20 protein-coding genes are annotated in these 20,554 nt (G+C 33.4%); 6 read left to right on the forward strand and 14 right to left on the reverse strand.

The window, feature by feature from the left end; all coding sequences use genetic code 11:
* Positions 1 to 2: 2 nt before the first annotated feature.
* The 8 genes from ACNG5D_RS01035 to ACNG5D_RS01070 all read right to left on the reverse strand — a co-directional run bounded on the left by ACNG5D_RS01035 (position 3) and on the right by ACNG5D_RS01070 (position 7,534).
* A complete protein-coding gene (locus ACNG5D_RS01035; RefSeq protein ID WP_418181636.1) occupies positions 3 to 518 on the reverse strand; it encodes a DUF6646 family protein in 516 nt (171 codons plus the stop codon).
* 124 nt (positions 519 to 642) lie between these two features.
* Entirely contained in the window at positions 643 to 1,503 is an 861-nt protein-coding gene (locus tag ACNG5D_RS01040; protein ID WP_418181637.1) for a cupin-like domain-containing protein, read from the reverse strand.
* 186 nt (positions 1,504 to 1,689) lie between these two features.
* The gene (gene bioB, locus ACNG5D_RS01045) at positions 1,690 to 2,784 is read right to left on the reverse strand and encodes a biotin synthase BioB (protein WP_418181638.1); all 1,095 of its coding nucleotides are present in this window, start codon (positions 2,782 to 2,784) and stop codon (positions 1,690 to 1,692) included.
* Positions 2,785 to 2,877: 93 nt separating this feature from the next.
* A complete protein-coding gene (locus tag ACNG5D_RS01050) occupies positions 2,878 to 4,035 on the reverse strand; it encodes a beta-ketoacyl synthase N-terminal-like domain-containing protein (protein ID WP_418181639.1) in 1,158 nt (385 codons plus the stop codon).
* Positions 4,036 to 4,123: 88 nt separating this feature from the next.
* Positions 4,124 to 5,389 (reverse strand): adenosylmethionine--8-amino-7-oxononanoate transaminase, encoded by a 1,266-nt coding sequence (gene bioA / locus ACNG5D_RS01055; RefSeq protein WP_418181640.1) that lies wholly within the window; start codon positions 5,387 to 5,389, stop codon positions 4,124 to 4,126.
* Positions 5,386 to 5,994 carry a dethiobiotin synthase gene (bioD, locus tag ACNG5D_RS01060; protein ID WP_418181641.1) on the reverse strand — a complete coding sequence of 203 codons (609 nt, stop codon included), beginning with the start codon at positions 5,992 to 5,994 and terminating at the stop codon, positions 5,386 to 5,388. The genes bioA and bioD overlap by 4 nt, the downstream gene beginning before the upstream one ends.
* The gene (locus ACNG5D_RS01065) at positions 5,991 to 6,404 is read right to left on the reverse strand and encodes a putative signal transducing protein (RefSeq protein ID WP_418181642.1); all 414 of its coding nucleotides are present in this window, start codon (positions 6,402 to 6,404) and stop codon (positions 5,991 to 5,993) included. The genes bioD and ACNG5D_RS01065 overlap by 4 nt, the downstream gene beginning before the upstream one ends.
* Complete coding sequence (locus tag ACNG5D_RS01070) at positions 6,401 to 7,534, reverse strand: aminotransferase class I/II-fold pyridoxal phosphate-dependent enzyme (RefSeq protein ID WP_418181643.1); 1,134 nt, start codon at positions 7,532 to 7,534, stop codon at positions 6,401 to 6,403. The genes ACNG5D_RS01065 and ACNG5D_RS01070 overlap by 4 nt, the downstream gene beginning before the upstream one ends.
* Positions 7,535 to 7,643: 109 nt before the next feature.
* Between ACNG5D_RS01070 and ACNG5D_RS01075 the strand changes: the two genes are divergently transcribed.
* From ACNG5D_RS01075 to ACNG5D_RS01085, 3 genes are read left to right on the forward strand one after another with little or no spacing between them, the layout of a single operon-like run.
* On the forward strand, positions 7,644 to 8,171 hold the full coding sequence (locus tag ACNG5D_RS01075) for a DUF2975 domain-containing protein (protein ID WP_418181644.1): 528 nt from the start codon (positions 7,644 to 7,646) through the stop codon (positions 8,169 to 8,171).
* A gap of 2 nt (positions 8,172 to 8,173) precedes the next feature.
* A complete protein-coding gene (locus ACNG5D_RS01080) occupies positions 8,174 to 8,380 on the forward strand; it encodes a helix-turn-helix domain-containing protein (protein WP_418181645.1) in 207 nt (68 codons plus the stop codon).
* A gap of 43 nt (positions 8,381 to 8,423) precedes the next feature.
* Complete coding sequence (locus ACNG5D_RS01085; RefSeq protein ID WP_418181646.1) at positions 8,424 to 8,861, forward strand: DUF3157 family protein; 438 nt, start codon at positions 8,424 to 8,426, stop codon at positions 8,859 to 8,861.
* A 3-nt stretch (positions 8,862 to 8,864) separates the two neighbouring features.
* Here ACNG5D_RS01085 and ACNG5D_RS01090 read toward each other — a convergent pair whose 3' ends face one another.
* Positions 8,865 to 9,407, reverse strand: coding sequence for a hypothetical protein (locus ACNG5D_RS01090; RefSeq protein ID WP_418181647.1), 543 nt, complete (start codon positions 9,405 to 9,407; stop codon positions 8,865 to 8,867).
* Positions 9,408 to 9,493: 86 nt separating this feature from the next.
* On the opposite strand from ACNG5D_RS01090, the gene ACNG5D_RS01095 reads away from it, so the two are divergent.
* The 3 genes from ACNG5D_RS01095 to ACNG5D_RS01105 all read left to right on the forward strand — a co-directional run bounded on the left by ACNG5D_RS01095 (position 9,494) and on the right by ACNG5D_RS01105 (position 11,910).
* A complete protein-coding gene (locus ACNG5D_RS01095) occupies positions 9,494 to 10,750 on the forward strand; it encodes a Y-family DNA polymerase (protein WP_418181648.1) in 1,257 nt (418 codons plus the stop codon).
* A gap of 170 nt (positions 10,751 to 10,920) precedes the next feature.
* Complete coding sequence (locus ACNG5D_RS01100) at positions 10,921 to 11,361, forward strand: LexA family protein (protein WP_418181649.1); 441 nt, start codon at positions 10,921 to 10,923, stop codon at positions 11,359 to 11,361.
* 9 nt (positions 11,362 to 11,370) lie between these two features.
* Positions 11,371 to 11,910, forward strand: a complete 540-nt coding sequence (locus ACNG5D_RS01105; protein WP_418181650.1) for a GNAT family N-acetyltransferase — start codon at positions 11,371 to 11,373, stop codon at positions 11,908 to 11,910.
* A 55-nt stretch (positions 11,911 to 11,965) separates the two neighbouring features.
* Here the strand turns inward: ACNG5D_RS01105 and ACNG5D_RS01110 are convergent, their stop codons facing one another.
* The 5 genes from ACNG5D_RS01110 to glmS form a co-directional block, all read right to left on the reverse strand.
* Complete coding sequence (locus ACNG5D_RS01110) at positions 11,966 to 12,259, reverse strand: FoF1 ATP synthase subunit delta/epsilon (protein ID WP_418181651.1); 294 nt, start codon at positions 12,257 to 12,259, stop codon at positions 11,966 to 11,968.
* A 63-nt stretch (positions 12,260 to 12,322) separates the two neighbouring features.
* A complete protein-coding gene (gene atpD / locus ACNG5D_RS01115) occupies positions 12,323 to 13,831 on the reverse strand; it encodes a F0F1 ATP synthase subunit beta (protein WP_418181652.1) in 1,509 nt (502 codons plus the stop codon).
* A gap of 168 nt (positions 13,832 to 13,999) precedes the next feature.
* Positions 14,000 to 15,664, reverse strand: a complete 1,665-nt coding sequence (locus ACNG5D_RS01120; protein ID WP_418181653.1) for a G-D-S-L family lipolytic protein — start codon at positions 15,662 to 15,664, stop codon at positions 14,000 to 14,002.
* Between the two features lie 14 nt (positions 15,665 to 15,678).
* Positions 15,679 to 18,429 carry a TonB-dependent receptor gene (locus tag ACNG5D_RS01125; RefSeq protein WP_418181654.1) on the reverse strand — a complete coding sequence of 917 codons (2,751 nt, stop codon included), beginning with the start codon at positions 18,427 to 18,429 and terminating at the stop codon, positions 15,679 to 15,681.
* Positions 18,430 to 18,641: 212 nt separating this feature from the next.
* Complete coding sequence (gene glmS / locus ACNG5D_RS01130) at positions 18,642 to 20,495, reverse strand: glutamine--fructose-6-phosphate transaminase (isomerizing) (RefSeq protein ID WP_418181655.1); 1,854 nt, start codon at positions 20,493 to 20,495, stop codon at positions 18,642 to 18,644.
* Between the last annotated feature and the right edge of the window lie 59 nt (positions 20,496 to 20,554).

The raw sequence follows: 20,554 nt of genomic DNA on the forward strand, positions 1-20,554 counted from the left end.
CCTTATAGATTAAAAGTAGCTCCTAAATTTACAGTAAATTGGTTGTGTAATGTTTCGGCAGGTGTTAAGTTTCCTGTTTTGTATTTAGCAAATGGTACATTTAACTCGGTATAAACACCAAAACCATCTGTAAAAAAGTAACGTGCACCTAAATGGCCACCAAAGTTTTTAAGCCCTAAGCTTAGTCCTGGATAAACATCAAAATTTTCGTCAATATTAATAACGTTTCCTAAGTTAGCATTAAAACGCGCTCTAATATCAAAACGATTATCAAAATCGGCATCTAAATCTTCTATTTGGTTATTTTTTAAAGCATCATCAACACCTAAAAGGTAAGTTGTAGATAAACCTATAGATATGTTTTCGCCAATACCATAATCGTAACTTACATTAATACCCGTACCATTGTCTTGAAAATTAGCACCTACTTGAAATTTGTTATCATCCTTGCCTTTAAAAGCTTGAGCATTAACTGCAGAAAAGCTTAGTATGGCTAATAATAAAATTAAATTCTTCATTTTTAAATGTTTTTTTAGTTGTAACATGTTTGTAGCATCATTTAGTTTTAAACGCATTTTTACATGTAAATTTTAAATTTAAGTGGGCAAAGATATTATAAGTTTTTAAATAACAAAGTATTATTTATAGGTGCTTATGTGCTTTGGTAATAGCCTTTTGGTTTTTCCAATCTATCCATTTTTGCCCTTGTATACGGCGCATAATATTATCGAAGTTGCGCATAAAAAATACATTGTATACGGCTTTACTAAAATTTTTAGGATTTCTAGCTATGGCTCTTAAACTCATAGAAAAACCGGGTGTTATATAACGCATGTAGTGCCAATAACCTTCTGGCATGTATAAAACCTCGCCATGATTAAGCTCTGTTTTGTAACCGTTAGCCTTTTTTAGTAAGGGCCATTTTTTAAAATCGGGGTTATTAAAATCAATATCTTCTCTTGTTATTAACGAGTGCGGAATTTTATACAGAAAATTATTTTGTTGCTGATCAAATAAAATAACCTGCTTTTTACCTTCAAAATGAAAATGAAAAATATTAGCCAAATCAATATCATAATGCATAAAGGTGTGCGAATTGCGTCCGCCAAAAAACAGCATAGGTAAGCCTTTCATAAGACGTAAACCAAAATCTGGAAAACTAAAATCTTTTTGTAGGGCAGGAATTTCTTTTAAAGCATTCCATAAAAAAATACGATATTTAGTAGGCTCGCGCTTAAGTAAATCTATATAATCGCTAAGTTTCATTTTAGCATGAGGTTCGTTAAAACCATCTTTATAATCAACAGGGCGATCATCGTACAAGGGCACAGTTAAATGACCGCCAATGGTTTTCATATATTCTAAATTCCATTTGGTGTAAGCAGGCCAATCTTCAATAAAACGTTCAATAACCACAGGTTTTTGTGGTTTAAAATATTGTTTAAAAAAATCCGCTTTAGTAATCGTTTTTACACGCGGAATATCCTGTAAGTTTAACGACAATGTAAAAAAGTTTAAGTTCGTAAAGTTAAGAAAACGTTATTAGAACAAAAATAGTATTTTGGGCGTTACCACAAGGGTCGGGCTTTCACTACTCGCTGCCTCCTACCGTCGGCGAGCTCAAACACACCGTTCAATCCCTAACGCGGGTTAGATCTGGTGTTATTATTGTAAACCTAAAAAATATGTTTATTTAAGTGCTTTAGCTTTTTGTTTAGCCGCTTCGTTACGCTCAATAGTATGTTCAGGTCGTGTCCATTTAGGTTTTTCGCCTAAAGCTTCAAATTTAGAGTCTTTAGCTTCAACCGTTTGCGGCTGTACCTTTTTAGTAAATGGTTTTTGCGGATTTAACCCTAAAAGTTTAAACATTTTCATGTCTTCATTAACATCTGGGTTTGGTGTAGTTAACAATTTATCGCCTGCAAAAATAGAATTGGCACCAGCAAAAAAGCACATAGCTTGCCCCTCTCTACTCATTTGTGTTCGTCCGGCACTAAGTCTTACTTGGGTTTCTGGTAAAACAATACGTGTGGTAGCCACCATACGAATCATATCCCAAATTTCAACAGGTTTTTCATCTTCAAGCGGTGTGCCTTCTACAGCAACTAAGGCATTAATAGGGGTAGATTCTGGCTGCGGATTTAAAGTAGATAATGCCACAAGCATACCTGCTCTATCTTCAGCGCTTTCTCCCATTCCTATAATACCACCAGAACAAACAGTAACATTTGTTTTGCGTACATTATCAATAGTATCTAACCTATCTTGATAGCCACGTGTAGAAATAACTTCTTTATAATATTCTTCAGACGAGTCTAGATTATGATTGTATGCATATAACCCTGCTTCGGCTAAACGTTGTGCTTGGTTTTCTGTAACCATACCAAGGGTGCAGCAAACTTCCATGTCTAGTTTATTTATGCTTCTAACCATTTCTAAAACTTGGTCGAATTCTGGGCCATCTTTTACATTTCGCCAAGCGGCTCCCATACAAACTCGCGAACTGCCACTTTCTTTAGCTCTTAGAGCCTGAGCTTTAACTTGATTTACTGTCATTAAATCATTACCCTCAACACCAGTATGGTATCTTGCTGCTTGCGGGCAATAACCACAATCTTCAGAGCATCCACCAGTTTTTATAGACAGTAATGTTGATACTTGTACCACATTTGGGTCATGACTTTTTCTATGTATAGTAGCAGCTTCGTAAAGCAACTCCATTAATGGTTTGTTGTATATCTCTAAAATTTCTTCTTTAGTCCAGTTGTGTCTAGTCTCGCTCATAAATCTTTCAGATTAGTTTATAAACTAATTTTAAAAAAGGAAAATATTCCAAATTAGCTTGGTTTCAAAAATAGTAATTATAAAGTTATGCTTTTAATTTTTAGACAATAAAATGGAAACAGCATTACCGCCAAAGCCAACAGCATTAACCAATATGTTTTTTATTTTATGTGGTGTTTTTTGGTTTTCTAAATAAGGAATGCCTATAAACTGCTGGTGTTGCAGCATTAAAACAGCCAACTCTATACTTAAAGCGCCCGATGCCCCAAAGGTGTGGCCAATTTTCCATTTATTAGAGGTTAGCGCTGGTGTTTCATTTTTAAACACTTCTTTTATAGCCTTGTATTCCGATTGGTCTCCTTTAATAGTTCCAGGTGCATGCATTACAACCACATCAATATCATTTGGGTTTAGGTTGCCTAGAGCCATTTTTATAGATTTTTGAAAGCATTTGGCATCACTAGAAATAGAAATGTTGTGTTTTAAAATTTCGGTGGCATAGCCAAATCCTTTAATAAGGGCTAAGGCATTTTCTTTTTGGCCAGTCTCTAAACAAGCCATAGAAGCACCTTCGCCTAAAACCATAGTGTTTTTGGTTTTATTAAAATCTAAAGCGCGACAAGGAAATTCTTCTGTTGCTTTAGAGTATATTTTTAAGGCTTGCATTTGTGCAATAGTAAACGGTGTTAAAGGCGCTTCGCTACCTCCAACTAAAAATTTATTACACATGCCAGAGTTTATCCAAGCGATACCATTAAGCATACTATGTAAGGCCGTTGAGCAAGTTATAGAGTGGCTAATTTCTGGGCCTTGTGTTTGTAAGTCGTGTGCCACCCATGAGGATATGTTTCCTAAGGTGGTGGTGGGCGAGCTTAGCGTTGCAGTTTTTTTGTTTTTTAAAAACGATTCGTAATAGTTTTCAAAAAGCTTAGTAGCTCCTCTAGACGAGCCAATATTAATTCCAAAATTATCTTCAGCAATCCAGTTTGCTTGTTTTACAGCTTGCCTTGAAGCGTAAATAGCAAATAAAACGGTATTGTCTAGAGATTTATATTTATTATCAGACTGTTTTAATTTTTCAATATCTTGTTTTGCTTCAGATGTAATTTCTGAAACAAAAACCGAAGTTTCTAAAATTTCTTTTTTTGTTATGCAATGCGCATTATTTTTATAGCTTTTCCAAGCATCTTCAAGAGATTTTCCTAAAGGAGAAACGGACGAAATAGCTGTAATAGATATTGGTTTTTGCATAGTATGCTAGTAGTCAATTTAAATATATTTAAGATTTAAATTGTATGAGTTTCTTAAACGTTATTTAGAAAATATTAAGCCTGCAAATTTAGACTATTTCTAGGGCTTCTTCAATAACTTGATATACTTTTTCTAGTTGTTTTTTATTAATTGTATATGGTGCTTGTATGTAAATAGTGTTTCCTAGTGGGCGCATAAATACACCATTATCCATAAAGAATTTTAATAGTTTATCGCGTAAATTACCATAACGGGCCATTTCTATATTTAAATCTAATGCAAAAATAATACCTGTTTGTCTTATAGATTTTACTTTTAAGTGGTTTTTAATACGGTTTCCAAAAGCTTTATGTGAGGCCGTTATTGTTTTTATTTGGTTTTGTATTTGTTTGGTTTGCAATAATTCTATACTTGCTAAAGCTGCTGTACAGGCTAATGGATTTGCAGAATAAGTGTGCCCATGAAACAGCCCTTTACTAATGTCGTTACTATAAAAGGCATTATATATTTCTTGCGAGCATGAGGTAAGTGCCATGGGTAGTAAACCGCCAGTAAGGGCTTTACTAAGGCAAATAATGTCTGGTTTAGTGGCCATGTGTAACGATGCAAAATGTTTTCCGGTTTTGCCAAAACCTGTCATAACCTCGTCTGCAACGGTTATAATTTGGTGCGTTTTACAGAATTTAAGAATTTCGTTTAATCCCTCGGCATTATGCATACTCATGGCAGCGGCACCTTGTACTAGCGGCTCGTAAATAAAACCAGCAACATTATTATTGGCAACTATGGTTTTTAAACGACTAATAAGATCCTCAAGGTTTTTACCATTAGGAACAGGAATACGTTTAACATTTAAAAAGAAATCTTTAAAAGGGCCATTGTATACCGAAAGTCCAGAAACGCTCATGGCACCAAAAGTATCGCCATGAAAGCCATTTTCAAAAGCTATTAGGGTGTTTCGTTTGTCGCCATTATTAAAATGATATTGTAATGCCATTTTAATACCAATTTCGACCGATGTTGAACCATTATCGCTAAAGAAAATTTTATTTTGGTTATCTGGTAATATTTTAATGAGAGCTTCAGATAGTTTTATGGCAGGTTCATGTGTAAAACCGCTAAAAACGACTTGATCTAGCTTTTGCATTTGGCCTGTAACTTTATTGGTAATATAAGTGTTGCAATGTCCGTACATGCATGTGTACCACGAAGCAATGGCATCGATATATTGGTTGCCGTTTTCGTCGGTTAGTATACAGTTTTTAGCTTTTGTTATAGCTATGGTTTCTGGGTGAATTTTATGTTGTGTTAACGGGTGCCAGAGGTGTTTTTTATCGCGTTCTTGTAAATTCATAATTCGTTTTTAAACAATTCGGCATATTCTTTAACTACATTTTTATCAAAATAGGGCTCTTCTTCAATACGTCCAATAATTGGCACTTGAGTCATTTTTTTTATAATATCTTCGGTTGTTTTGTGTTCATTTCCGCTAAAAAGAATAGATACATTAAAACCTTTTTCTTTCAAGGTATTTACAGTTAAAAGTGTATGGTTTATGCTTCCTAAGTAATGTCTAGAAATTACAATAACCTTATATTCTGGTTTTATTAAATCTAAAATAGTGTTTTTGTCATTTAAAGGTACTAGTAAACCGCCAGCGCCTTCAATAACCAAATGGTTATTTGTTTTTGGAACTTTAATGGTTTTAAGATTTATTTTTACACCATCAATATCGGCGGCGGCATGTGGACTCATTGGAGTTTGTAAGGCATAAGCATTTGCATGAAATTTAGATTTTGTGTTTGAAACCAATTGATTTACTTTTTGGGTATCGCAATAATCTAGTTCTCCTGCTTGTATGGGTTTCCAATAATCGGCGTTTAAAGCTTCGGTTATAATGGCTGAGGCTACTGTTTTTCCAACTTCGGTTGAAATTCCTGTGATGAAATACGTATTCATTTTAAATTGAATTCTGTTTTACAATCTTCGCATCTATACTTGTGTTTTGTATAGCATGGAAGGGCTGAAAATAATACGCCAAAAATAAACGCAAAAAACGACTTAGCATCTTTTATTGTTGAAAATAACACAATATGTTTTCCATTACAATTTGGGCAATTAATGGCATGACCTTCGTCATCAATAGAATATTGGTTTATGGTATTTAAAATATGTTGTGCTTTAAGAACATTGGTAGATAATACTTTTAGTTTTACACCACCAATGGCGTTACTTACTAAGGGGTCTGTATCTATTGTTAAGTTATCTGATAAAAAAACCTGAATGCCTTCGGCTTCTAACCGTCCTTTTATAATTTGGGCTTCGGTAGAATATTGAAATCGGGCTATGGTTTTAAAGGTTTCTCTCATTTAATTACTAGGCTAGATAATAGTTTTACAACATTAGCAATGTCTTTTTTGGAGTTGTAAGCATGTAAACAAAAACGTAGGCGTTCTTCTCCTTTTGGAACTGTTGGAGATAAAATGGGTTTTACATCAAAACCTTCTAATTGAAGTTTTTTAGCAATTTTTTTTACTTTTTTATTACCTGAAATGATACAGCATTGAATGGCAGAATGCGAATTAATAAATATAGTTTCAAGCTTATGTTTTAATACTTCAGCTTTAAAATAATTAATGTTTTGGTGTAGTTTTTCTATGTTTTGTGTTTGGGTTAATTTACTATAAGCTGTGTATATAGTTGCCAAACTATGCGGAGGCAATGCTGTTGTGTAAATAAAACTTCTAGAAAAATTTATTAAATATGCTTTTAAATTAATACTGCCTAAAATAGCAGCACCGTGGCAGCCTAAGGCTTTTCCAAAAGTAATAATACGAGCAAAAATGGCGTTTTCGAGGTTTAATTTTTGAATGTACCCGTTGCCATGTTTTCCAAAAACACCAAGGGCATGAGCTTCATCTATTACTAAAAGCGCATTGTGTTTTTTACTTATTTGAGATAAGGTTTTTAAATCTGGCGAATCGCCATCCATAGAAAATACAGATTCTGTTACAATATAAACGTTGTTATGCTTTATACGTTTAAGTATACTACTTAAATCTTCTAAATTATTATGTTTAAACTTATATGCTTTGGCATTGCTCATTTTAATTCCGTCGCGAATAGAAGCATGTATATATTCGTCATACAAAATAATATCGCCACGTTGCGGTACGCTAGAAAAAAAGCCAATATTAGCATCGTAACCAGAATTATAAATTAAAGCGGTTTCGCTATTATGAAATTTACATAAATACTGCTCTACTTGATTGTATAGCTTGTGGTTTCCAGATAATAATCTAGAGCCCGTTGCACCGTTTTGCGTTATGTTTTGGGTTTTTAAAAATTGCTCGGTAGTTTTAAAAATAGTTTCAGAATTTGAAAATCCTAAATAATCGTTTGATGAAAAATCTATCAAATTACTTGGCACACCAAGTTCTCGTAACGCATTAGTTACTTTACGATCTTCTAATTTTTTATGTAGGTTTTCCGGAAACATTTGGTAAAGATACAAATAGGTAATAGCTTTTTAAAATATCTTTTTTTGATAATAAATTATTGTTTTTCGATAATTTTTATATATTTGTTATCGTTAAACAATAATAAATATGGAAACAAAACAAGTTTTAAGTATAATGAAAATTGTATCATGGGTTATATTCATTGGGTTGTGCATAAAAGCAGGAGCTATAATAATATCTTTTTTTGTAAGTTTTTTTGTTAACCCAGAAGCTTCTAAAAATATTTATTTGGGTCTCGATTTTTCCAGTCTTTGTAAACTTAAAATGCACTATTTAATTTTAATGGCATCGTTATTAATAGTAGTATCTGTATTAAAAGCACATCTTTTTTATTTAGTTATTAAAATATTTTCGAAAATAAATATTGATAATCCTTTTAGCGCGCATGTTACAAATTTAATTACCAAAATAAGTTATATAACTTTAAGTTTAGCTATTATTTCTAAAATAGCAAATAGTTTTAATTTGTGGTTAATAACACACAAAGGGCGCTCTGCTGTTCCGCTAGATTATGGTTATAAAGAATTATTTTTTATGGCAGGTATTTTGTTTATAATAGCATATATATTTAAGCGAGGAGTCGAGCTACAAACAGAAAATGAGCTAACAATATAACTATGGCAATAATTGTAAATTTAGATGTCGTGTTGGCTAAGCGGAAAATGCGAAGTAATGAATTAGCAGAAACTATAGGTATAACACCTGCAAACCTTTCTATTTTAAAGTCTGGTAAAGCAAAAGCTATTCGTTTCTCTACGCTAGAAGCTATTTGCAAAGCTTTAAATTGTCAGCCAGCCGATATATTAGAGTATGTTGAAGATTAATATTGTATTTTTGAATACTGTATAAATACAGAAATAGTTTGTTATGAAAACCTATATTTTTATTTTACTTAGTTTTGTTACATTAACTGTTTTTTCTCAAAATAGTCGTATTGTAAATACAGAAGATGGTAAGCGTGTATTGCTTAAACCAGATTATACTTGGGAGTACATTGATACAGATAGTAGCTCTATAGCACTAGCACCAAAACCTAAAGAAAGTACAACTTGTAATTTAACAGAAAATTTTAATGAGCCTAAGTTAGATAAAAAAATACAAGCACAGTTAAAACGAGGTAGAGCAAGTATAAGTTATGTAAAGAAAAAAGTAGCTAAAGATAATAATTGCAATGTAAAGCAAGTTGTATTGTTGTCTGTTTCAGAACACAAATCGAAAGCAGTATATCACTTTTGTGCTAACGGAAAACGAGTTACTTATAAACGTATAGGCAATACTATTATAAAAAAAGAACAGTTTTTTTAAAGCCTATATAATATATACCATTTTGCCTGTTTTTTTTGTGGCTTCTTTATTAACCCATTTAAAATCTCCAGGTATTGTTGCATCTAATAAATCAATATTTAATAATTCCGATAATTCAAAAGCAATAGTAAATGCATCTTTAATATTGTATTTTTCATATAAATCCCAATGCTTATTTTTGTTATTCCATAAATTAATTTCAAAAGTATTTTCGTTAACAGCAAATAAGGAAACATATGCTAAATTAGGCAAGGATTCCCATTGTCCGTATTTAAAAATCCCAATAGTTTTTTCTCTTTTGAATAATTTTTTTTCAAAATCAAAATAACAGTTTATGGTGTATGAGAAGTAGATTGCAAAAAATAATAGAATAAAAATAATCTGGAAATAATCAAAGTGGGCATAAAAGTGTCGCTCTTCTACCGAAAAATCCATTGTTATTATAAAGTGAACAACTAAAATAATAGCAATAGTAAAAAAAGCAGCTGCAATTACTCTTAACCAAAAAGGCTTTTGTCTTTCTATATAGGTTACTTTTTTGTTCATAAATATGTAAATATAAAATTCCTTTTTTAAAAATTAAAGAGGTAATGAAGTGTTTAAAAAAAATATAAATTTGTAGTTTTATACACATGTATGCCCTTGTAGATTGTAACAATTTTTACGCATCTTGCGAACGCGTATTTAACCCCAACTTACGCCAAAAACCCATTGCTATTTTAAGTAATAACGATGGTTGTATTATTTCGCGAAGTGATGAAGCAAAAGCTTTAAACCTTCCTATGGGAGCACCAATATTTAAATGGGAAGGGTTTTGTAAATCAAACCACATAGAAATTCTTTCATCAAACTACCCATTGTATGGCGATATGAGCCATAGAGTAATGAGCATTTTAGAACAATTTACACCAGACGTTGAGGTGTATAGTATAGACGAAGCCTTTTTAGAGTTTAAAGGTTTTAAAAATCAAGATTTTACAAATTACGGTATACAAATGCGACAACGTATTTTAAAATGGACAGGCATACCTACCTGCGTAGGAGTTGCACCAACAAAAGCCTTAAGCAAAGTAGCCAATAAAATAGCCCGAAAGTTTCCAAACCAAACACAAGGTGTTTATGTTATAGATTCTGAAGAAAAACGAATAAAAGCCCTAAAATGGATACCATTAAAAGATGTTTGGGGCATAGGCAGAGCTTTACAAAAACGTTTAGCAGCCAAAAAATGTAAAACAGCTTACGATTTTACACAACTACCAGACCAATGGGTGCGCAAACACTTTTCGATAACAGAATGGAAACTAAAAAAAGATCTAGAAGGTATCTCTAAAATAAAACTAGACGAAGTAAAAACAAAACGAGCCATAGCCACAACAAGAAGTTTCGAATATACCTATTCAGATATAGAAAGTATAAAAGAACGCATATCTACCTTTGCCACAAGTTGTGCCGAAAAACTACGCAAACAAGGCAGCAGTTGCCATATGATATACGTAACATTAAGTAGCGACAGGCATAAAAAAAATCAAGAACAACACCGTGAAAGCCGCGTAATAAGTTTACCATACCCAACAGACTCAAGCCTAATTATTAGCCAACAAGCCGTTAAAGCCGTAAAACAAATATTTAAAAACGGCATAAAATATAAACGCGCAGGCGTAATTGTTATGGGTTTGGTACCAACCAACAATCAACAACTACAAATATTCGATACCGAAAACCCCAAACATAAACCCTTAATGCAAGCCATAGACGGTTTAAACAACAAGTACGCCAAAAACAAAGTAAAATTAGCCAGTCAAGACTTAAAACGTACCTGGAAAATGCGACAAGAACGCCTATCGCCACGCTACACAACAAATATTAACGACATTATAGTTGTTAAATAAAGTGAAAATTAAAAAAAAATCAACTAAATTTATAATTCAAAAATTATTAGGGCGTTACCACAAGGGTCGGGCTTTCGCTACTCAATCTTTTTGCAAAAAAAGCAAAAAGGATTTCAAACAAGCCGCTCAATCCCTAACGCGTATAACCGCCAACAAAACGTAAAGTACCCATGATATTACACAAATCTAGCAACCTTACCTTTTTTACACCAAAACAAACCAATACATTAGGCGCACAATTTTTCGATACAGGAATATCAGCAGGATTTCCATCGCCAGCCGAAGATTTTAAAGAGCAACGCCTATCTCTAGATAAAGAACTAGTAAAAAATAAAGAAGCCACGTTTTATGCTCGCGTTAGTGGTCAATCCATGATAGGAGCAGGGCTAGACGATAACGATTTATTAGTAATAGATAGAAGTTTAGAACCATCAAATAATAAAATAGCCGTTTGTTTTTTAGATGGCGAATTTACAGTAAAACGCCTAAGAGTCGATAAAGAAGGTATTTGGTTACAACCAGAAAATCCAAATTACCCAATAATAAAGATAACCGACGACAACGATTTTGTAATCTGGGGTATTGTAACCAATGTAATTAAAAAGGTTTAATATAACGTTGTGACAATTGTATACCAAAATGTAGTTTCAGACCAAGATTTAGTCCAAATTCTTGAGCTTCAAAAAAGGAATAGCCCAACTTCAATTTCAGTAACAGAAAAGCAAACAGAAGGTTTTGTAACGGTAAAGCATAATATCGAGTTACTTAAACAAATGAATACTAAATGCCCGCATATTATAGCCAAAAACAATAATAAAGTAATTGGTTATGCCTTATCTATGGTTAAAGCTTTTAAAAACGATATTAGCGTTTTAAAACCCATGTTTACCGAAATAGAAAAAAATATAACCAATACTTTAAAATATATAGTAATGGGGCAAATATGTATAGATAAAGCGTATAGAAAAAAAGGTGTTTTTAGAGGCTTGTATGCATATATGCAACAGCAATTAAATAAGGAGTACGATGCAATTATTACAGAGGTAGACACTAAAAACCTTAGGTCGCTTAATGCACATAAAGCAGTAGGTTTTAAAACATTAACAACCTATATATCCAATAACCAAGAGTGGGCAGTTATTATTTGGAAATGGAAATAAAAAAACCAAACACATTGTGTTTGGTTTTTTTATTTATTTAAAACAGAAAGTTATATTAATCAGCTAGTATAATAACTTTATTATCTTTCATTTCAATAGTTCCAGAATTTATTTTAACCGTTAAAATTTTATCATCGTCATTATGAGGTATAACCTCAGAGTGTAACGTATCAAAAGTCAAATGACTTTGAGTATGGGTATGAATTTTTATAACCCCTTCTTTTAATACAGAAACAATAGCGGTATGATTATTTAACATTTGAAAGTCACCATTTTTACCAGGTACAGTAACAGAATCTACTTCACTACTAAACAAAGTGGCTTCAGGCGATACAATTTCTAAATACATATTCTTAGTTATTTGTTGGTGTTATTAGTTAGTTTTTAATAACTAATAATTATTAACCAATTATTAAGCTTCAGCTAACATTTTATCTCCAGCTTCAATAGCTTCTTCAATAGTTCCTTTAAGGTTAAATGCAGCTTCTGGTAAGTGATCTAGTTCACCATCCATAATCATATTAAAACCTTTAATAGTTTCTTTAATATCAACTAATACACCTGGAATTCCTGTAAACTGCTCTGCCACGTGGAAAGGTTGCGATAAGAAACGTTGTACACGACGTGCACGTCCTACAGCCATTTTATCTTCTTCAGATAATTCTTCCATACCAAGAATAGCAATAATATCTTGTAATTCTTTATAGCGTTGTAATAACTCTTTTACACGTTGTGCACAATTGTAGTGTTCATCACCTAAAATATCGGCAGTTAAAATTCTTGATGTAGAATCTAATGGATCTACCGCAGGATAAATACCTAACTCAGCAATCTTTCTAGAAAGTACTGTAGTAGCATCTAAGTGAGCAAAGGTTGTAGCCGGCGCAGGATCTGTTAAATCATCTGCAGGTACATAAACCGCTTGTACAGATGTAATAGAACCTCTTTTTGTAGAAGTAATACGTTCTTGCATGGCACCCATTTCTGTTGCTAATGTTGGTTGGTAACCTACCGCAGATGGCATACGACCTAATAATGCAGATACCTCAGAACCAGCTTGTGTAAAACGGAAAATATTATCTACGAAGAAAAGAACATCTTTCCCTTGTCCTTCACCAGCACCATCACGGAAGTATTCAGCAATGGTTAAACCAGATAAAGCAACACGAGCACGCGCTCCAGGAGGCTCGTTCATTTGTCCGAATACGAAAGTTGCTTTTGATTCTTTCATTTTAGATTTATCAACTTTAGATAAATCCCATCCACCATCTTCCATAGAATGCATAAAATCATCACCGTAACGGATAATTCCAGACTCTAGCATTTCACGTAATAAATCGTTTCCTTCACGAGTTCTTTCACCTACTCCAGCAAATACAGATAAACCACCATGGCCTTTTGCAATATTGTTAATTAGCTCTTGAATTAATACGGTTTTACCTACTCCGGCACCACCAAATAAACCAATTTTACCACCTTTTGCATAAGGCTCGATAAGGTCAATTACTTTAATACCTGTAAATAAAACTTCTGTAGATGTTGATAAATCTTCAAACTTAGGTGCTTGACGGTGAATTGGCAATCCTGCTTCTCCAGACTTAGGTAAGTCTCCAAGACCATCAATAGCATCTCCAATTACATTAAATAAACGTCCGTAAACATCGTCACCAATTGGCATTTGAATAGGAGCACCAGTAGCAGTAACTTCTGTTCCTCTACTTAAACCATCAGAAGAATCCATGGCAATTGTACGTACTGTATCTTCACCAATGTGAGATTGTACTTCTAGTACTAAAAGCGAACCGTCTGCTTTTTTAATTTCTAATGAATCATAAATTTTTGGAAGTTCTGATCCAGCAGCGAATTCAACATCGATAACTGGTCCTACTATTTGTGCAACTTTACCTGTAACTTTAGACATTACTTATGTATTTAATATTATGCGTTTTAATTCTATGAAAACACTTCAAGTTTTCGCGTGCAAATATAGTTTTTTTAATTTAAATAAGAATATTGTTTTATGGCTTTTTTATATCAAAAAAACACCTTCAAATAGAAGGTGCTTTTTTGATATTAGTTTAAATATGTTTTATTGTAATAATGGCGAATAGTTTGTTGGGTATGTTCCAATATCAACTAAATTGCCTGATGCTTCAAAATTAGTGCCGTAAGTAATATCAATAGCTTTCATAAATTCGTTTGCAGCCATAGCATAACCTCTAGAGGTTAAGTGTACTCCGTCTAATGAAAATGCGCCACCTGTTACTAAGTTAGCTTGTAGAATAAAATTGTTGGATTCTATTCCTGTAGCCGCTAATTTTGTTAGTAAAGCATTAGCATCAACAAATGCTAAACCTGCACTATCTGCTGCAGCTTTAATTGTTGCATTAAATGCATCGGTAGCAGTTTTTATAGCTTCTTGCTCGCTTGGTAATAATACCCACTTGTCTATTAAAGGAAGTGTTAAACCATCTACAGAAAATTGTGCTGCTAAATTAGGAGGTAAGTTATAAGCTAAAAGCCCTTGGTACGAAAAATTATTTACTTCTCCTATAACGGCACTACTTGGTAAAACAAGTAAATCATTTTCATTGGCTTGTCTAGCTTGACCATAAGCATTACCCATAAGTGTTGCAACTAAAGGCACATCAGAAGGCTCGGTTAATCCAAGAGATTGAACAAATAGAGCAAAGCTTGGGTCTGCAGATAAGGCGCCAGTAATTTCTGCAGATAAATCGGTTAGTGTTTCATCATAAATAACTACACCATTTGCTTCTGTTTCAGAAAATGTTATTATACGAGATGGATCTAACACTTGAAAGATTTGATTTAATGCTCCAAATACTGTATTTAATAATGGAATTTGTGCTTTAAGTGTAGGGCCATTTTCTTCGTCATTTGGGTCTAAAGCATTATATGTTACTGTGGTAAAATGAGGTATATCTGTTACATAAGGTATGTTTGCAACAACGCCTTTAGCCCCTCCAGAGGTTAAGGTTGTTACAAGTGTTGAAATAGCAAAATCGAAAGTTGGTTTGTCTGTAATTGGACTGCTACCATCTCCCCCAGATGTAGCATAGCCTAAAACATCATTATTACCAGCCCATAGTGTAAAAAAGGTTGGAGATTGTGCCATTGCTAGTTCTAACATACTTGCATTTGGAGTTGCTCCCGTCATTCTAATAAAATATGGGTTAGCAGCGGCAGGGAAATTGGCAATATTTCCATATCCCGGAGCTATTAAATGAAAACTTCTTGCACCAGGAACTCCCATGTTGTTAAAAGGCCCTGTAGGGTTGTTAAGTAAAAAATCTGTTGTTGGTGTTACAGGACCAACCAGCTCGGATAAATCTTGCGGAGCTCCACCAGTTGTTACTAATCTTGGTGCGAATAATTGTTCGCCTGTTATTGGGTGTAGAATGATGTTTCCGTTTAATATTAACCCTCCAATGTTATCATTCATTAAAGGTTGGGTAAAAGTTCCACCACCTAACATGGCAAATTTTTGCGATAAAATATTAGGAAATGAATTTTCTTGAGAGGCTTTAAATAAAGCGTTATCTGTAAACCCAGCAGTAAGTGAGTTTCCTATTGATACGTAAGTTGAAAAATCTGCAGAACCCGTTGCTAATTCAGGTAAATTTACAACTTCTTTAGGCTCTATATTCGTGTCTTTTAATACGTCTTCTGGTTCGTTACAGCCTATAAAAGCAATAAGACCAAATAATACTGATGCATATTTTATATTTTTCATGTTCTTTTTCTTTTTTATAAGTTATTAATTGTCCAAGAGATGTAATACATTGAACCAATATTTCCTGTACCGAATGCCGTAAAGTATTCGTCTCCTAACAGGTTTGTAGCACCAGCTTTAAAAGTAGATTTAAAACTTGGAACTTTTAAGTTTATTTGAGCATCAACAACATGGTATTCTGGTACTAAACCATTACCAAATGTTGCTTCCCAGAAATAATCATCACTATATCTATAAGCTACATTAAAGCCAAAGTTTTCGAACAGTTCTGTGTTTCCAAAAGAGGCTTTAAATTTATGTTCTGGAGTATTAAAGTTTGTTGTAAAATCTGGATATTTAACTCTATCAAAATCTAGTTTTGCATAGGTGTAACTTCCGCTTAAATCAAAATTTCCAAAAACTTTAGTTGATAGCCCTATAGAAGCTCCGTAAGAGTTTACATCTGCTTTAGAGTTTGTATATGTGCTCCAAGCTTGATAATCATCGTTAGCAATAGCAGCAACTGATAGAGGTGTGCCTACAGTTCCGTAATATGGAGAAACAACAACTTCTTGTGAAATAAAGTCTTTGTACTTGTTGTAGTATGCACTAAAATCGACAATTAAATTTTTAAATTTTCCGCGGTATCCAACTTCAGCTGAAGATACTTGCTCTGGCTTTATAATATCTGGGTTAGAAATTTCAAGTACAGCAGGGTTTCCTGTATCTGCTAATTCTTGTACAGAACTTGCTGTGTATGAGTTTTCGTAAGCCACTCTACCGGTTTGCGTAACTGTATTATCTTGTCCCATTAACCTTCCTTCATCACTTACTTCAAAAGTTCTAACATAACGATCTAAATTATTTGGAGCAGAGCCGACTAAAATAGCTCTACCGGCATCTAACCCGATAAATAAATCTTGAGTTGTTGGGTTTCTAAATCCTGTTTGAACAGATGCTCTAATGTTATGGTCTCTATTTACTGTTAAACCAGCTGATATTCTAGGAGATAGGAATCCATCAAAAAACTCAGATTTGTCATATCGTACAGAACCAGTAAGTTTTAAGTCTAAATTATCATTTAATTCTAAGTTTTTTTGGATTTGAGTGTAAACACCAAATTCAGAATAATCAATAGTTCCGTCTAAATCTGTATAAATAGTTCCAGAAGAATTTAAACTGTATTTTCTGTAAGAACCACCAACTTGTATTTCGGCAAAATCAATTAAATGACTAAAATTGTAGTTAGCATCAGAATGGTAGTATTTCGATGCATCTTGAAATTTAGACCCTGTAGTTAAATCTGGATCGTTAATACTTCTATTAAAAGCCGCTTGAAAATCATCAGAACCAGGTAAAAATCTTCCGTCTTCAGCTGCAGCTCTTGCAGCAGCATGCGATTCTGCTTCTGTAGCGCCACCTAAAGTTGCGCCAGCATAAGTAAGAATGTATTGTTCAAACCAATCGGTATCACTTTTCCAAGCTCTGTTGATGTTGATACCTGTAAATACCATATCGTAAGAGTCTCCAGCTTTATCACTAACGATGTAACCTCTTAAAAAGAAATTATCATTTTTAAATTCTAATTTATGTTGTTGTTGAAAGAAATTAGCAATGTTGTAACGATTAGTCCCTTGATAAATTGTTGAGCCTGTTCCAATTTTTCCAACATATTGAATTTCAAAATCATTTTCCCATGGGCGATAGTATAAACCCCAGTCTGCTTTTACACTTTCTGCATTGTAATTTGTTAAGTCCCTTTCGTTGTAACCAGTTCTACTAACAACAACATCAGGAATAATACCTTTTACACTTGCTGGAGCCTCAGATCTTATATTGGCAGAAACCTCATCTCCATATACATTTATTCCATCATAATCAAGATTGGCTCTAGTTTTAGTAGCATCAAATTTATCTGTTTCGCTTGTAGCTGCCCAGTCTGTTCCTTTAAGGTATCCAAAATTTATTTTGGCAGCTATTTTTTCGCTAAACTTATAACCAGCTCTAAAGCTAACATCGGTATATGTATTATCTCCGGCAGATTCTTGCGATGTAATTCCTCTTTTAATTGAAGTGCTTATACCATGATGATCAAAAGGGTTTTTACTTCTCATAAATAAAATACCATTAAATGCATTTGCTCCATATAAGGCTGAAGATGCACCAGGAAGTAGCTCTACACTTAAAACATCGGTTTCTGTCATACCAACTAAATTTCCTATTGGGAAATTAAGAGCTGGTGTTGAGTTGTCCATGCCATCAACCAATTGCATAAAACGATTGTTGGCAAAAGTTGCAAAACCTCTTGTGTTAACAGATTTGAAAGTTAAACTGTTTGTGTTAACATCTACACCTTTTAAGTTTTCTAAACCATCATAAAAATCAGCCGATGCTGTATTTTTAATTTCTTTAAGCCCAAAACGCTCTACTGTAACAGGAGATTCAAAAATACGTTCTGGTGTTCTTGAGGCTGAAATTACGACTTCATCAAGAGAAGTACCTTCGGTTAGAACAAAATTAACTTTTTGATTGTTTGATGTTATGTTTTCGCTAACAGTTTCAAATCCAACACTACTGGCTTGAAGCTCAAAAGGTGGGTTTAAATTTGTTGTTAATGAAAAATTTCCATCAAAATCTGTTACTGTACCAGTAGATGTGCCAACAATAATAACGTTAGCGCCAGGAATGGGTTGGCTATTATCATCTAAAACTGTACCTGTAATTGTTGTTTGCGAAAAAGAAAATCCGCAAATCAAAAGCATTAAAAAGGAGAGAATTGTCTTCATTTAGTAATAAGAGTTTTTAGTTTAACAACAAGGATATACAAAATAAATATAGTATCCTAGTGAGTAAAAGTAAAAAAAATTATGCATGCATAGTATATTTTAACAAAAAATCTTACGTATTTTTATTAAAAAAGCAAAATTTAGGGGGTAAAAATAAGAATTGCCAAGTTTAGCAAGAAACTTGGCAATTTTATAAAATGTATGTTGTTTTTTTATTCTACAGTAACTGATTTTGCTAGATTTCGAGGCTGATCTACATTTTTATCTAGCATTACTGCAATGTGATATGATAATAATTGCAGGGGAATTGTAGTTAGAAGAGGAGAAAGCGATTCTAAAGTTTCTGGCACTTCAATAACATGATCGGCAAGGTTTTTTACTTGAATATCACCTTCTGTAACTACGCCTATTATTTTGCCTTTTCTAGATTTAATTTCTTGAATGTTGCTTACAACCTTTTCATAATGTCCTTTTTTTGTTGCTATAACAACAATAGGCATGTTCTCATCAATTAAAGCAATTGGTCCATGTTTCATTTCGGCAGCGGGATAGCCTTCGGCGTGTATATAAGAAATTTCTTTTAGTTTTAATGCGCCTTCTAGTGCTACCGGGAAATTGTAACCTCTTCCTAGGTAAAGAATGTTTCTTGCGTTTTTGTAAATATTAGCAATATTTTGAATGTTTTTATCAGATTCTAAAGCTTTTTCTACTTTTTTAGGAATCATTTCTAATTCTAAAAGGTGTTGACGAAAATCTGAACTACTTATAGTGCCTTTAGCTCTGGCAAGCCTTAAAGCAATAAGTGTTAATACCGTAATTTGAGTAGTAAATGCTTTTGTTGATGCGACACCAATTTCGGGACCAGCATGAGTATAAGCTCCTGCATGAGATTCTCTGGCTATTGATGAGCCTACTACATTGCAAACACCAAAAACAAATGCGCCTTTAGATTTTGCTAATTTTATAGCCGCCAAAGTATCTGCTGTTTCGCCAGATTGAGAAATAGCGATAAGGATGTCTTTTTCGGTAATTACTGGGTTTCTATATCTAAATTCTGATGCGTATTCAACCTCAACAGGTATTCTTGCCAAATCTTCAAAAATATATTCTGCCACTAAGCCTGCGTGCCAAGAGGTGCCGCATGCTACAATAATAATACGATTAGCGTTTAAAAACTTTTTCATATTGTCTTCAACACCAGCCATTTTTATAATAGCTTCGTTTCTTAAAAGTCTTCCTCTGTAAGTGTCTGTTATGGCTTTAGGTTGCTCATGAATTTCTTTAAGCATAAAGTGATCGTAACCTCCTTTTTCAATTTGTTCTAAATTCATTTGAAGCTCTTGAACGTAGGTGTCTACTAAAGAATCGTCTTTAATTTTTCTAACTTTTATACCTTTATGAAATCTAACAACAGCCATTTCTTCATCTTCAAGATATACAGCATTTTTGGTATATTCAATAAACGGCGAAGCATCACTTGCAATAAAAAATTCATCTTCATTTTCTCCAATACCAATAGCTAAAGGGCTTCCTAAACGAGCTACAACAACTTCTTCGGGTTTGTTTTTGTCGAATACGGCAATGGCATAAGCTCCTATAACTTGATTTAAAGCAATTTGGACGGCTTTACCTAGTTTTACCTTTTCTTGCTTTTTTACGTCTTCGATTAAATTAATTAAAACCTCTGTATCTGTATCAGATTTGAATGTATAACCTCTAGAGATAAGTTCTTGTTTAAGGGCATCGTAGTTTTCAATTATACCATTATGTATAATAACTAAGTCGCCCGAATTAGATAAATGAGGGTGCGAATTTATATCGTTTGGTACACCATGTGTTGCCCAACGGGTATGGCCAATACCAACATTTCCTGTTGTAGAAATTTCTTTTTCCGATCGTGCTTCTAAATCGGCAACTTTACCTTTAGTTTTTGCTACTTTAAGGTCTGTGCCATCAAATAGCGCTATGCCAGCACTATCATAACCTCTGTACTCTAGTCGTTTAAGGCCTTCAATAATAATTGGGTAAGCTTCTCTAGGTCCTATATATCCAACAATTCCACACATAGTTTTTTAATTTAAGTTTGGGGTTATTTTAATTCAAAGCAAATATGTAAAATAAATAT

Source organism: Algibacter ulvanivorans, from assembly GCF_048381495.1.
GTDB lineage: Bacteria > Bacteroidota > Bacteroidia > Flavobacteriales > Flavobacteriaceae > Algibacter_B > Algibacter_B ulvanivorans.